The 13,363-nt window shown below is 74.3% G+C and carries 11 protein-coding genes; 1 reads left to right on the plus strand and 10 read right to left on the minus strand.

The window, feature by feature from the left end; genetic code table 11:
* Positions 1-140: 140 nt before the first annotated feature.
* The 10 genes from gatB to ACFUUZ_RS10195 all read right to left on the minus strand — a co-directional run bounded on the left by gatB (position 141) and on the right by ACFUUZ_RS10195 (position 12,363).
* Complete coding sequence (gatB, locus tag ACFUUZ_RS10150; RefSeq protein ID WP_378694529.1) at positions 141-1,646, minus strand: Asp-tRNA(Asn)/Glu-tRNA(Gln) amidotransferase subunit GatB; 1,506 nt, start codon at positions 1,644-1,646, stop codon at positions 141-143.
* Positions 1,647-1,665: 19 nt separating this feature from the next.
* Entirely contained in the window at positions 1,666-3,036 is a 1,371-nt protein-coding gene (locus ACFUUZ_RS10155) for an alpha/beta hydrolase family protein (RefSeq protein ID WP_378694530.1), read from the minus strand.
* A gap of 124 nt (positions 3,037-3,160) precedes the next feature.
* Complete coding sequence (locus ACFUUZ_RS10160; RefSeq protein WP_378694531.1) at positions 3,161-3,604, minus strand: hypothetical protein; 444 nt, start codon at positions 3,602-3,604, stop codon at positions 3,161-3,163.
* Between the two features lie 65 nt (positions 3,605-3,669).
* Entirely contained in the window at positions 3,670-4,704 is a 1,035-nt protein-coding gene (locus tag ACFUUZ_RS10165) for an ATP-dependent 6-phosphofructokinase (protein WP_378694533.1), read from the minus strand.
* Positions 4,705-4,768: 64 nt separating this feature from the next.
* Positions 4,769-5,656, minus strand: coding sequence for a hypothetical protein (locus ACFUUZ_RS10170; protein ID WP_378694535.1), 888 nt, complete (start codon positions 5,654-5,656; stop codon positions 4,769-4,771).
* 106 nt (positions 5,657-5,762) lie between these two features.
* Positions 5,763-6,179, minus strand: coding sequence for a hypothetical protein (locus tag ACFUUZ_RS10175; RefSeq protein WP_378694536.1), 417 nt, complete (start codon positions 6,177-6,179; stop codon positions 5,763-5,765).
* 32 nt (positions 6,180-6,211) lie between these two features.
* A complete protein-coding gene (locus tag ACFUUZ_RS10180; RefSeq protein WP_378694537.1) occupies positions 6,212-7,297 on the minus strand; it encodes an AI-2E family transporter in 1,086 nt (361 codons plus the stop codon).
* A 101-nt stretch (positions 7,298-7,398) separates the two neighbouring features.
* Complete coding sequence (locus ACFUUZ_RS10185) at positions 7,399-10,200, minus strand: protein kinase (RefSeq protein WP_378694539.1); 2,802 nt, start codon at positions 10,198-10,200, stop codon at positions 7,399-7,401.
* Positions 10,201-10,256: 56 nt separating this feature from the next.
* Positions 10,257-10,943, minus strand: a complete 687-nt coding sequence (locus ACFUUZ_RS10190) for a response regulator (RefSeq protein ID WP_378694701.1) — start codon at positions 10,941-10,943, stop codon at positions 10,257-10,259.
* Between the two features lie 160 nt (positions 10,944-11,103).
* The gene (locus ACFUUZ_RS10195; protein ID WP_378694541.1) at positions 11,104-12,363 is read right to left on the minus strand and encodes a sensor histidine kinase; all 1,260 of its coding nucleotides are present in this window, start codon (positions 12,361-12,363) and stop codon (positions 11,104-11,106) included.
* A 254-nt stretch (positions 12,364-12,617) separates the two neighbouring features.
* Here ACFUUZ_RS10195 and ACFUUZ_RS10200 point away from each other — a divergent pair, with 254 nt between their 5' ends.
* Positions 12,618-13,322 carry an ABC transporter ATP-binding protein gene (locus ACFUUZ_RS10200; RefSeq protein WP_378694543.1) on the plus strand — a complete coding sequence of 235 codons (705 nt, stop codon included), beginning with the start codon at positions 12,618-12,620 and terminating at the stop codon, positions 13,320-13,322.
* Positions 13,323-13,363 lie beyond the last annotated feature (41 nt).

Consider the following 13,363-nt stretch of genomic DNA (forward strand, 5'->3'; position numbering starts at 1 on the left):
ACCTCGCCACATCACCTCACCGGGACGTGTAGCCGGTCAGCAGATTTCAGGCCACCCCGTGCGACCTGCGCACATCACTTCGCAACACTGCCTAGCGTCCGGAACAGGGGTCCGGGGGCTGAAGCCCCGGACCCACGGTCTCAGGCGCAGGCGGCGAGGACCAGTTCGCGGACGCGGGCGGCGTCGGCCTGGCCGCGGGTCGCCTTCATGACGTCGCCGACGATCTTGCCCGCCGCCTGCACCTTGCCGGAGCGGATCTTGTCGGCGATGTCGGGGTTGGCGGCGAGCGCCCTGTCCACCTCGGCCTGCAGCGCGCTCTCGTCGCTGACCATGCCGAGCCCCTTGGCCTCGACGATGGCGGCGGGCTCGCCCTCGCCGGCCAGGACCAGGTCGACGACCTGCTTGGCGACCTTGTTGTTCACCGTCTTGGCCTCGACCAGCCCGATCACGGCGGCCACCTGGGCCGGGGTGATGGGCAGCTCGTCGAGCGCGACCGCGCGCTCCTTGGCCTTCTCGGTGAGGTAGGCGACCCACCAGGAGCGCGCCTCGTTCACCGGGGCGCCCGCGTCCACGGTGGCGATGATGAGGTCGAGCGCGCCCGCGTTCACCAGGTCGCGCATGACCTCGTCGGAGAGCCCCCAGTCGGACTGGATGCGGGCCCGGCGCAGCCACGGGTACTCCGGGATGGTGCCGCGCAGCCGCTCGACCCACTCGGCGTCCGGCGCGACCGGCTCCAGGTCCGGCTCCGGGAAGTAGCGGTAGTCCTCGGCGGTCTCCTTGCGGCGCCCGGGCGAGGTCGTCCCGTCCGCCTCGAGGAAGTGCCTGGTCTCCTGCACGATCTCGCCGCCCGCGGTGAGCACCGCGGCCTGCCTGCGCATCTCGTACCGCACCGCGACCTCGACGCTGCGCAGCGAGTTCACGTTCTTGGTCTCGGTGCGGGTGCCGAAGACCTCGGCGCCGATCGGCATGAGCGAGACATTGGCGTCGCAGCGCAGCGAGCCCTGGTCCATCCGCACATCAGAGACGTCCAGCGACTTCAGCAGGTCACGCAGCGCGGTGACGTAGGCGCGGGCCACCTCGGGCGCGCGCTCCCCCGCCCCGGTGATCGGCTTGGTGACGATCTCGATGAGCGGCACCCCGGCCCGGTTGTAGTCGAGCAGCGAGTGGCTGGCGCCGTGGATGCGCCCGGTGGCGCCGCCGACGTGCAGCGACTTGCCGGTGTCCTCCTCCATGTGCGCGCGCTCGATCTCGATCCGGAAGGTGCTGCCGTCGTCCAGCAGCACGTCCAGGTGGCCGTGCTGCGCGATCGGCTCGTCGTACTGACTGATCTGGTAGTTCTTCGGCTGGTCCGGGTAGAAGTAGTTCTTCCTGGCGAACCGGCCCCACGGGGTGATCGTGCAGTTCAGCGCGAGCCCGATCCGAATGGCGGACTCCACCGCCCGCTGGTTCACCACCGGCAGCGCGCCGGGCAGCCCGAGGCACACCGGGCACACCTGGGTGTTCGGCTCGGCGCCGAAGTCGGTGGGGCAGCCGCAGAACATCTTGGTCGCGGTGGACAACTCGACGTGGACCTCCATGCCGAGCACGGGCTCGAAGCGGGCGAGGACGTCGGCGTAGTCCAGCAGATCGACCGTTGGTGCGCTCATGCGCCCAGTCTAAATAAGCTCAGCGCGGCGGAATCCGGGTGGTCAGCCAGTCGGTGACGAAGGTCAGCGCGGCCGGATCGACGGTGGTCTCGATGGTGGCGTACTCCGACGGCGAGCCGGTGTTCGCGGGCTGCAGCAGGTGGTTCAGCCCGGGGAAGGTGCGCACGGTGGGGTCGGGGGCGCCCGCGAGCAGGTCGCGCATGGGCTGCTCGCTCTGCGCGGGCGGGACCTGCAGGTCCTTCGCGCCGAAGAGCGCGAGCGTCGGCACCCGGACGGCGCGCAGCGCGGGCGCCGGGTCGTAGGCGAGGAAGGAGCGCATGACCGGCGCCTGCTGTGCGTCCAGCGCGGCCGGGCTGCTGCGCTGCTCCGGCGGCAGCGCCGCCTCGTGCCGCTCGGTGGCGGCCCGCGCGCCCGCGGTGTCGCCCGCGACGAGCAGCGCCGACCACTCGGCCACGTACTCCTGCTGCGCCCGTGCCTCCTCCGGGGTGGCGCCCGCCGCGGTGAGCAGCAGTCCGTTCTGCTCGATCAGCACATCCCGGCCCGGCACCGCGGGCCCGGCCATCAGCACCAGGAAATCGATCTGGTCGCCCTGCTTCGACGCCGCCAGCGGCGCGAGGTAGCCGCCCTCGCTGTGCCCGAAGAGCCCGATCCGCTCGCGGTCGATCTCGGCGCGGCCGCGCAGGAAGTCGGTGCCCGCGGCGATGTCACCCGCGAGCACGTCGTAGGTGGCGGCGTTCAGGTCGCCGCCGGTGCCGCCGACGCCGCGGTCGTCGGTGCGCAGCACGGCGTACCCCGCGCGGGTCAGGGTGTCGGCGACGAGCAGGAAGACCTTGTGGCCCATGAGCTCCTCGTCGCGGTTCTGCGGCCCGCTGCCGGTGACGAGCTGCACGGCCGGGAACGGCCCCGCGCCATCGGGCAGCGTGAGGGTGCCCGCGACGGTGATGTCGCCGCTGCGGAAGGTGACCTCCTCGGAGCGGTACGGGAAGGGCGGCTTCGGTTCCTGCGGACGGGCAGGCGGTGGCAGCGCGCCGCGCGCCAGGGTCAGCGGGAAGCTCTGCCCGGCCTGGGTGAAGTCGCCGGTGATCCGGTCGTCGGCGTAGCGGCCGGTGAACGCGGGGTCGCCCGGGATGCCCTGGAGCGTGAAGCCGACGTTCCCCGGGTCGGTGACGACGTCGGCGAGCGGAGCGTCGGCGATGCCCTGCACCGGGATGTCGATGGTGCCGCCGCCGTCGGCGAAGGTGACCCCGATGGGCAGCGGCTGCCCGGGCACCTCGATCGAGCCGTTCCACTCGCCTGCCACCGGGTCGGCGGGTGCCTGCTCGCTCGCACACCCGGCCACCAGGGCGAGGATCGCGAGCAGTACCACCGGGAGCAGCCGCCGATCACGCATGCTCCAGTCATACCCGCTCGCGGGCGGTTCAGGCGAGCGTCGTCCGCGCGGGAGCGCGCTGCAGCGTGCGAGAACCCGGGTCGGCGCGCGAAAACTCGGGCCCGTGCCCGGGGCGACGCGGGCGCTACAGCCCGCGCGCGTAGGCGATCGACTCGGCGATGGCGTCCATGTCCATGCGCAGCTCGGGGTTGCGCTCCTGCACCTCGGCGAACTCCAGCAGCGCATCGGCGACGGTGCCGCGGCTCACTACCCCGATCAGTTCCTGCCGGACGTACTCGCCGAGCGGCAGCCCGGCCGCCTCGGCCCGGCGGGCGAAGACCGCGACCGCCTCGGTGGGCAGGTCGTGCTCGCTCCACAGCGCCACCGCGTCCGGCTCGGCGAGGCTCGGCTCCGGCACACCGCGCTCGGCACGGAACGCGACCACGCCGTCGATCGGGACCCGGCGGCGCGCCAGTGCCAGCAGCTCCTGGCGGACGTGCTGCTCCGGCGAGCGTCCGTCGGCCTTGGCCCGCCGGCGCAGCACCGCCGCGGCCGCCTCCGGGAGTTCGTCCACACGCAGATCGACCATGGCGGACAGGCTAACGGGAGCGGCGGCCGCGCGCAGCCCCCGGTCCGCCAAGCCCCCTGCGCGGATCAGCCGAAGAAGGCCTCGGCCTCGCCGTAGCGATCGGCCGGAACCCGCTTGAGCTGCTTGGTCGCCTCGGACAGCGGCACCAGGTCGATGGCGGTGCCGTGCAGCGCCACCATCTGGCCGAACTTGCCCGCGTGCACCGCCTCGGCGGCGTGCAGCCCGAAGCGGGTGGCGAGCACCCGGTCGTACGGCGTCGGGCTGCCGCCGCGCTGCACGTGGCCGAGCACGGTGGTGCGCACCTCCTTGCCGATGCGCCGCTCGATCTCGGTGCCGAGCTGCTGCGCGACGCCGGTGAAGCGCTCGTGCCCGAACTCGTCGATCCCGCCCTCGCGCAGCGCGAAGCCGGAGTCCTCGGCCGGGTGCGAGCCCTCGGCGACCACGCAGATGAAGTGCTTGTCGCCGCGCTGGAAGCGGCGCTTGATCATGGCGCAGACCTCGGCCACGTCGAACGGCTCCTCGGGGACGAGGGTGAGGTGCGCCCCCGCCGCCATGCCCGCGTTGATCGCGATCCAGCCCGCGTGCCTGCCCATGACCTCGACCAGCATGACGCGCTGGTGCGATTCCGCGGTGGTGTGCAGCCGGTCGATGGCCTCGGTGGCGATGGAGAGCGCGGTGTCGTGGCCGAAGGTGACGTCGGTGCAGTCGATGTCGTTGTCGATGGTCTTGGGCACCCCGACGACCGGGACGCCCTCGTCGGCGAGCCAGCTGGCGGCGGTCAGCGTGCCCTCGCCGCCGATCGGGATCAGTGCCTCGATGCCGTTGTCGTCCAGGGTCCGCTTGATCTGCCCGAGCCCGGCGAGCAGCACGTCGGGGTTGGTGCGGGCGGTGCCGAGGATGGTGCCGCCCTTGGTGAGCAGCCGGTCGGTGCGGTCGTCGTTCTGGATGACGATCTTGCGGTCCTCCAGTAGGCCCCGCCAGCCGTCCTGGAAGCCCACCACCGCGTCCCCGTAGCGGCCGTTCGCGGTGCGGACGACGGCTCGGATCACGGCGTTCAGTCCCGGACAGTCCCCGCCTCCGGTCAAGACTCCGATGCGCATGGCGTTCATCTTGCCCCGCAGCCGCATCCGCCGCGGGGCCGCCCCCGTGAACCCTGGGTAACGCTCAGCGCCTGCACTTCCCGCTGGGCAGCTCGGCCAGGTGCGCGGCGACCAGCGTCGCCATCTTGTTCAGCGCGAGCATGCCGTCGTTGAAGGTGCCGGACTCCGGCTTCGCGGCGATGGCCACCGCGACCTGCCCGGCCGGGCCGTCGACCAGGCCGAACTGCCGGACCAGGTAGTCGCCGTCCGGGTCGGGGCCCCAGCCGCCCTTGAACTCGGCGCCGTCGATGCTGCCCATCCCCCAGCGGTGCGTGGGGACGATCTCCGCCATCAGCGCGGTCACGCCCGCCGAGCCGGGCAGGCAGGGCAGCTTCGCGGCGAAGGCCACCTGGCCCGCCAGGCTCCACTCGGCCTGGCCGAAGGCGGAGTGGTCCGCGCGCGGGCGGGTGGGCGGCACCCTGGTGGTGACGTCGCCGCCCTCGCGCAGCACCGCCTCGACCGCGGCGGCCGCCTCCTGCCCGCCGCCGAGCGACTGCCAGAGCGCGTCGGCCGCGGTGTTGTCGGACTCGGTGATCGCGGCGGTGGCGGCGTAGGTGTTGGTGCCGGGCGCGGCGCGCTGCGCGGCCATGACCAGCGGGACCTTGATGGTGGACCAGGCGGGGCCGGTGGTCCATGAGCCGAAGCTCAGCGCCGCGGTGCCGCCGACCGGCATGGCGGCCAGCCCGATCGAGCCGCGGGTGCTCGCCTGCAATTCGGCGAAGTCCGCGGCCAGCGTGCCCGGCAGCGCGTACGACAGGTCGTGCTGCTCGGTGCGGGCCGCGGCCTCGGTGATGGTGGTCTCGTCGGTCCCGGAGACGTACGTACCGGTCGCGCACGAGGTGAGCAGGGCGGCCGCCGCAATCACGGCGCAGCCGATGGCCGCGCGGACGCGGCCGGATCGATCAGCAGACATTCCTCGACACATTCTCGTTGCGAAACTTCCGCACAACGTACTGTGTCCGCGCCCGGCGCGCCGCATCTTGCGGCGGCCGGGCGCTCGAGCACGCGCTGCCCGCCGCTCAGTCGCGCAGCGGGTGCCAGGTCGCGACGCCCCAGATCACCACCACGTTCAGCGCGATGATCAGGACCGACCACCACGGGTAGTACGGCAGCCAGAGGAAGTTGCCGATGATGGAGGCCGAGGCGATGATGATCGCCGTCACCCTGGCCCAGCCCGCCCCGGTCACCAGCCCGAGCCCGGCGACGATGAGCAGGATGCCGAGCACGATGTGGATCCAGCCCCAGGTGGTGACGTCGAAGGCGTAGACGTACTCGGGGCCGACGACGAAGAGCTCGTCCTCCGCCACCGCCGAGATCCCCTCCAGCAGCGAGAGCGCGCCGACGGTGAGCAGCAGGATCGAGGCGCCGATGGAGGTGCCCGCGGCGAGGCCCTGGCGCAGCGAATGGTCTTTCTCGATTTCGGTCGTGTGCGTCATTCCTCGACCCCTTCCGTGTGTGGGACGCACCCTCACCCTTCCGCCCGCGGCGGGGCGGGCGCCTCATCCGTTTCGGGTGATTCCGGCTCGGCCCCGCTGTGGCTGATGAGCGCGTCCACCCAGCGGGTGGTGGGGTCGATGTCCAGCAGCAGCGCCTTGGCCAGCAGGGTGAGCGGCACGGCGAGCAGCGCGCCGAGCGCGCCGAGCACCCAGCCCCAGAACACCAGCGACAGGAAGGTGACCGTCACGCTCAGCCCGACCGCGTCGCCGACGAACTTGGGCTGGATGATCGACTGGATCACGACGTTGATCACGCAGTAGATCGCGATCACCCACAGCATGAGGCCGGGGCCGCCCTCCAGCAGCGCCAGCGCGGCGGGCGGGATCACCCCGATGACGAAGCCGATGTTCGGGATGTAGTTGGTGAGGAACGAGACCAGCGCCCAGAGCAGCGGCAGCGGCACCCCGAGCAGCCACAGCGCGGCGCCGTCGAGCACCGCGACCACGAAGCCGAACACGGTGGAGACCACCAGGTAGGAGCGGGTGCCGTCAACGAAGGTCGCGAAGGCGCCCGCGATGTCGGGGCGCAGCCGGGTGACCACCGCCATTCGCGGGCCGATGGTCATCCCGTCGAAGGCCATGAACATCAGCAGCGCCAGCACGAAGACCAGGTTCGAGACCAGGCCGAGCAGCCCGCCGAGCACGCCGTCCACCGCGGCGACCACCTTGCCCACGTCGATCTGGCTGAGCGCGGAGTGGATCCGGTCCTGGGAGATGCCCGCGTTCGCCAGCAGCTCGCGGACGTCGTCCAGCAGGGCGCCGAGCTCGTCGGCGTAGCCGGGCAGCACCGAGCCGAGCTGTGCCACCGAGAAGAGCAGCGCCGCGACCAGCGCCACCAGCACGCCGACGACGGTGGCCAGCGCGGCGAGCAGCCCGAGCCAGGCGGGGCCGCCGCGCCCGCGCACCCAGCCCTGCACCGGCTGCACCGCGACGGTCAGCATGAGCGCGAGGAAGACCGGGGCGAGCACACCGGCGAAGGCCCGCATCCCGACCACCACGACGACGCCGCCCGCACCGGCGAGCAGGACGATCAACCCGCGCGGGATCGACCAGACCACGGGGGCTCCCTTCGGCCGCGGGCGCGCCGTGGTGGCGCACTCGCGGCCGAGGTTACGAGCGCGGCGACCGCGTCACCTCGCACGAATCGGGTGAAGCCCGATCAGTACACGTAGACCACGGCGTTGTCGCCGCCGGTGCAGGTGACCACGGTGCCGTTCGGGGTGCAGGTCATGGTGTAGCTGCGGCCGGTGACCGGGCTGACCGCCTCCACCGACTGTGAAGCGCCGCCCGACGCGCTGTACGCCTCCTGCACCGCCTCGGCGAAGCCGCAGCTGGTGGCACCGCTCCCGGTCGCGGTGCGGGAGTACGGCGTGCTCGCCGAGCCCTGGTCGCACGGCGACGCGCCCGCGGGCAGGCTGACCGCGCCCGCGCTGGTGGTCGCGGAGGTGGTCGAGGTCCGCGAGGCCGAGGTGGTGCTGCTGCTCCCGGTGGTGGTGCTGCTGCGCGGCGCGGTGGTCGTTGTCGGGTCCGGCCTGGTCGTGGTGGCCGGGCCGGTGGGGGCGGCGGCGCCGGTGAGCCCGGCGGTCGGGGCGACGGCGGTGGCGTTCGGGCCCGCCGCCGACGGCGCCGAGCTGTCGCCGCCCGCGAAGCGCTGCCAGCCGATGGTGCCGACGACCGCGAGCGCGAGCAGCACCACGACGGTGGCGAGCACCGGCCCGAGCGCCGCGCGGGCGCGCGACCTCGGCTTCGGCTCCTCGTCGTAGTACCCGTCGTCGGCGTAGCCGTCGGGGTCCTGCGGGCCGTACGGGTCGTAGGCGCCGTACGGGTCGTCGCCGTGGTCGCGGTCGTACCCCTGGTCCGGGTAGCCCTGCTCGCCGTAGCCGCGGTCGTAGCGGTCGTCGTACCCCGGTTCGGCGTACCCGGCGGGGCCGAGGTACTCGGTCCGCGGGTTGTCGCGGTCGTAGCCGGGGTCGACGGCGGGCTCCACGGCGGAGTACGCCTGCTCCGGGATGTAGCGGGTGGTCTCGGCGGCCGGGGTCGGCGCGGCACCGGGCTGCCGGTGCTGCTCGGGGGCGCCGTAGCGGGTGGTCTCCGGTGCGGCGTCGCGGACCGGCGGGATGTACTGGGTGGTCTCGTTCGCGGTGGCGTCCGGGGGCTGGTAGTGCTCCGGCGGCAGGTACTGCTGGCCGCCCGCGTACAGGTGGGCGTCGGGGAAGGCGCGCATCTGGCCGCTGCCCGGTGCGGGCTCCGGCTCGGGCTCCGGGTCCGGCGGGAGCGAGAACTGCACCTCGCCGAGGCGCACCTCGGTGGCGCCGCTCGGCTTCACCACCTTGTGCTCGCCGGTGGCGTCCGGTCTGCGCTCGGACTCCGGGAGCAGGTGCTCCGGCACCCGGACCACCAGCGTGGCGCCGGTGGCCGGGTTCGGCACCGGGGTGCCCGCCGGAACGACCGGCCCGGCCTCGGCCGGACCGGCGTTCGAGTCCGGCGGGGTGGTCTCCGCGGGCCGCCGCGACGGGATGGGGTGGCCGCCGGTCGGCGGGCGGCCGGGGCCACCGGGGTTGGGGTATGGGCCGGGCGGGGTGATCGGATGTCCTCCGGTGCTCGAATGGCTCGGCGGGGCCTGCTCGGGGCCGGTGCCGGTGCCGCGGAACGCGGCGGGGGTCTGTACGGCTTCATCCGGCGCGCCGGGCGCGCCGTTACCGCCGGGCGGTGCGGCGCCGGAACCGGGTGCCGCGCCGACGCCGGGCGGCTGCGCGGCGAACGCGGCGGAACCCGCAGCCGCCGCGGCGCCGGGCGGCGGCGCGGCAGCGCCCGCGCTGGGCGCTCGCGCGGGGCTCGCGGCGGCGCCGAGGCCCGCTGTTCCCGCGGCGGACGCCGCGAACGGGTTCCCCGCGCCGATGCCGCGGGAGACGGCGGACTCGGGCGCGCCGAAGGCGGCGAACTCCTCCGACGCCGCCGCGGGCTCGGGCCGCGCGGACCCACCGCCCACCCCCGACAGCGCCGCGGGCTCAGGGCGCGCGGAACCACCGCCTGCCCCCGACGGCGCAACGGGCTCCGACTGCGCGGGCCCGGCGGCGCCGGGGTCGAACCAGGAGTGCGCGGCCCCGACGGTGGGGCGCACCGACCCGGCGGCACCGCCGACGGCGGCGCGCGCGGCGCGGGCCAGCTCGAGCGCGCTCGCGTACCGCTCGCCCGGCTGCTTGGCCAGCCCGCGCGCGACGACCTCGTCCAGCCCGGCGGGCACCCCGGCGCGCCGCAGGCTCGGCCGCGGCGGCGGCTCGGTGAGGTGCGCGCGGAGCAGCACGTTCAGCGTGTCGGCCGGGTACGGCGGCGCCCCGGTGAGGCACTCGTAGAGCACGCAGGTCAGCGCGTAGATATCGGCGGCGGCGGTGACCGGGCCCGCGTCGAAGCGCTCGGGCGCGGTGTAGGCGTAGGAGTCCGGCCCGACCCCGACGACGGTGACGGCCGCGTCGCCCTCGGTGTCGGCGATCCCGAAGTCGGTGAGGTAGGCGAAGTCGGTGGCGGTGAGCAGGATGTCCGAGGGCTTGACGTCCCGGTGCACCAGCCCGGCGGCGTGCGCGGCGTCCAGCGCGGCGGCGACCTGCTCGACGATCCCGACCGCGCGCTCCGGCGCCATCGCGCCGTCGGCGGCCAGCACGGCGCGCAGGTCGATGCCCGCGATCAGCCGCATGTCGAGGAAGAGCGTCCCGTCGATCACGCCCCAGTCGTGGATCGGGACCACGTGCGGGTCGGCGAGCCGCGCCGCCGCCTGCGACTCCCGACGGAAGCGCACCTGGTAGACCGGGTCGCGCGCGAGCTCCTCGGTGAGCAGCTTGACCGCGACCGTGCGGTTCTTGACGGTGTCGAACGCCTCGTACACCTCGCCCATGCCGCCGCGGCCGAGCACCGACCGCAGTTCGTACGGCCCGAAGCGGGTGCCCGTCCGTGTTCCGTGTGCCACGCCGTCGCCCTCCACCCCGTCCGTCCGCCACCTTCCGGTTCTCGACGCGCCGCGCGTCAACCTGTGGATTCTCCTGGGGAAACTACCCCGTGGTCAAACGCGAAGACGATAGCGGCGGCCCGGTCGCGCAGGGCGAGCTTGCCGAAGATGTGTCCCACATGACTTTTCACCGTGACCTGGCTGATGCCGAGCGCCCGCGCGATCTCGCCGTTGGCGAGGCCGCGCCCGATGAGCTGCAGCACCTCGTACTCGCGGGCGGTGAGTTCGGCGAGCCGCCCGGCACCGCGGTCGACCGCGGGCCGGACCCGCCGGTACCCGGCCAGCACCCGGTCGGTGACCGCGGGGTCGAGCCAGGCGCCGCCCGCGGCGACCGTGCGCACCGCCCGGATCAGGTCCTCGGCGGGCGAGTCCTTGAGCAGGAACCCCGCCGCGCCCGCGCGCAGCGCGCCGGAGAGCAGCTCGTCGTCGTCGAAGGTGGTGAGCACGAGCACCGGGGGCGCGGCGGGGTCGTGCCGCAGCGCCCGGGTGGCGTCGATGCCGCCGACCCGCTTCATCCGCAGGTCCATCAGCACCACGTCGGGGCGGGCGGTGGCGACCGCGGCGGGCACCTCGTCGCCGTCGGCGCACTCGGCGACCGCGAAGCCGTCCCGGCGGCGCAGGATGCGGCGCAGCCCGCCGCGCACCAGCTCCTGGTCGTCCACCACGAGCACGGTGACGGTTTCGTCCGGCCCGGCCGCCGTCATCGCCGCCGCCGGCCGGAGCACGCAGGAGCCAACGCCGTCATCCCCGCCGCCTGCCGCGTCATCCCCGCCGCCTCCCGTGTCATCCCCGCCACCGGCCGCTTCGGGCTGTAGTCCACACCGTCGGCGCCGTCCCCGCCCGGAGCACACCGAGGACCGCGCGTCACCGGCCCTCCCCTGCCCCGCGCACCGCGCAGTAGCCGCCGGGGCGCTGCTCGGCCAGGGGCACCGTGACCCGCACCGTCCAGTACCCGCCTGCTGCGCCCGCGTCGAGTTCGCCGCCGAGCAGCTCGGCCCGCCTGCGCATGCCGGTGACGCCCATTCCCGCGGGCTCGCCCGTCCAGCCGGGCGGCAGCGAATTGCGCACCGTGAGCGTGGCGTGCGCGGCACCGACCGCGAGCCGCACCTCCCCGGTGGCGCCGGGCGCGTGCTTGGCGACGTTGGCGAGCGATTCCTGCCCGATCCGGTACAGCCCGAGCCCGGCCGCCGCGGAGACCGCGCCGAGGTCGCCCTCGGCGTGGAAGCTCAGCCGCAGCCCGGCGCGGACGAAATCACCGACCAGGTCCGCGATCTCGCCGACCCCCGGCTCCGGGGCCGGAGAGGCGGGGCGGGCGTCGAGCAGCCCGACGGTGCGCCGGATGTCGGCCATCGCCTGCCTGCCCAGCCGCTCGGCGTCGACCAGCGCCTCGGTCGCCTCGGCGACGTCCTCGTCGGTCTGCAGCGCGCGGCGCGCCGCGGTCAGGTGCAGCAGGGTGATGCTCAGCGAGTGCGCGATCACGTCGTGCACCTCCCTGGCGATCCGGCGGCGCTCCTCGTCGGCCGCCTGCGCGCTGCGGATGGCCTGGTAGGCCCGCTCCTGGTAGAGGAAGCGGCGCTGGTTGCGCAGCATCTCCCCGCACATCCAGCCGAGCAGCACGCCGACGCAGTACATGGGCAGCCCGGGCAGCCCGCCCTCCGACGCCGCGCCGAAGGCCGCCAGCAGCGCCACCGCCACCAGCGCGCTCGGCACGCTCGCCCGCCGCTGCGTGCAGGCTGCGATCTCACCCACCGCCACCACCAGGATGAACGGCGCGAAATCACCGTCGACCGGCTGCGCGAGCAGCACCGCGGTAGCGGCCAGCGCGGGCAGCCCGAGGGTGAGCGGGGTCGGCTCGACGGCGGTGAAGGTGAACAGCGCCAGCGAGCCGAGCAGCAACCCGACGGCGATCACCGGCAGCACCGTCGGCAGGTACGCGTGCCGCTGGAATCCGGCGGCGACCGCGATGGAGAGCATGGCCGCGTCGGCGGCCAGGATCACCGAGGGCGGGTAGTCGACCGGCGGGTTGGCCAGCCTGGCCCGGATCGTCGCGGCGGCCCGATCGCGCAGCGCGGGCAGCCCGCCGCGCACCGCCGCGCTTCGCCGCACCGGCCCGGACTCCGCCATCCGCCCAGGTTACCGCCGGGCCGCGGCGGGCACATCGTTCCGGGGCCGCACGGCGCCTCCACCCGGGGGCGGAGCCGCGATGGCGCCCGGAGCAGGACGACGGGAGCGCGCCGCGCGCCGTACCGTGGAGCGGCACCGCACCGATCAGGGGGAGTTTCTCGGCCGATCCGCCCGCCCATCCGGCGCCCGGCTGCTTCGATCGAGTGACGAGCGGGCAACACGCGGGGGAAGCGCCCCGAGCGAGGGAGTACGCGATGACGCAACCGGCCATGCTGGAGCTGAGCGGAGTCGGCAGGCACTACCGGGTCGGCGAGCAGGTGGTGCGCGCGCTGGACGGCATCGATCTCCGGCTGCACGCAGGCGAGTTCACCGCGATCGTCGGGCCGTCCGGGTCCGGCAAGAGCACGCTGCTGCACCTGCTCGGCGCGCTGGACCGCCCCGACACCGGGTCGATCCGGTTCCGCGGCACCGAGATCGGCGCGCTGACCGAGGAGCGGCAGGCCGAGCTCCGCCGCACCGAGGTGGGGTTCATCTTCCAGTTCTTCAACCTGCTGCCCACGCTGACCGCGTGGGAGAACGTCGCCATCCCGAAGCTGCTGGACGGCACCGGGTTGCGCCGGGCGAAGCCGCGGGCGCTGGAGCTGCTGGACCGGGTCGGGCTGGCCGACCGGGCCGCGCACCGCCCCGCCGAGCTCTCCGGCGGGCAGATGCAGCGGGTCGCGGTGGCGCGGGCGCTCATGATGGAGCCGCCGCTGATCCTCGCCGACGAGCCGACCGGCAACCTCGACTCGCGCACCGGCGCGGGCATTCTGGAGCTGCTCGGCGAGCTCGCCGGAAACGGGAACGCGGTCGTCATGGTGACCCACGACCGGGGCGCGGTGGCCGCCTGCGACCGGGCGATCACGCTGCGCGACGGGCGGATCGGCTCGGACGAGCGGGCGGGGGCGCTTCCGGCATGAGTGCGTCAGGCCCGGAGGCGGGAGCGGAGCGTAGCCACGGA

The sequence above is a fragment of the Nocardia sp. NPDC057353 genome, from assembly GCF_042667085.1.
Lineage (GTDB): Bacteria > Actinomycetota > Actinomycetes > Mycobacteriales > Mycobacteriaceae > Nocardia.

Coding starts and splice junctions, on each gene's coding strand:
- ACFUUZ_RS10155 (WP_378694530.1), bottom strand. CDS start 3,036: ATGCGTGATCGGCGGCTGCTCCCGGTGGTACTGCTCGCGATCCTCGCC.
- ACFUUZ_RS10165 (WP_378694533.1), bottom strand. CDS start 4,704: ATGCGCATCGGAGTCTTGACCGGAGGCGGGGACTGTCCGGGACTGAAC.
- gatB (WP_378694529.1), bottom strand. CDS start 1,646: ATGAGCGCACCAACGGTCGATCTGCTGGACTACGCCGACGTCCTCGCC.
- ACFUUZ_RS10190 (WP_378694701.1), bottom strand. CDS start 10,943: ATGACGGCGGCCGGGCCGGACGAAACCGTCACCGTGCTCGTGGTGGAC.
- ACFUUZ_RS10200 (WP_378694543.1), top strand. CDS start 12,618: ATGACGCAACCGGCCATGCTGGAGCTGAGCGGAGTCGGCAGGCACTAC.
- ACFUUZ_RS10160 (WP_378694531.1), bottom strand. CDS start 3,604: ATGGTCGATCTGCGTGTGGACGAACTCCCGGAGGCGGCCGCGGCGGTG.
- ACFUUZ_RS10175 (WP_378694536.1), bottom strand. CDS start 6,179: ATGACGCACACGACCGAAATCGAGAAAGACCATTCGCTGCGCCAGGGC.
- ACFUUZ_RS10195 (WP_378694541.1), bottom strand. CDS start 12,363: ATGGCGGAGTCCGGGCCGGTGCGGCGAAGCGCGGCGGTGCGCGGCGGG.
- ACFUUZ_RS10170 (WP_378694535.1), bottom strand. CDS start 5,656: ATGTCTGCTGATCGATCCGGCCGCGTCCGCGCGGCCATCGGCTGCGCC.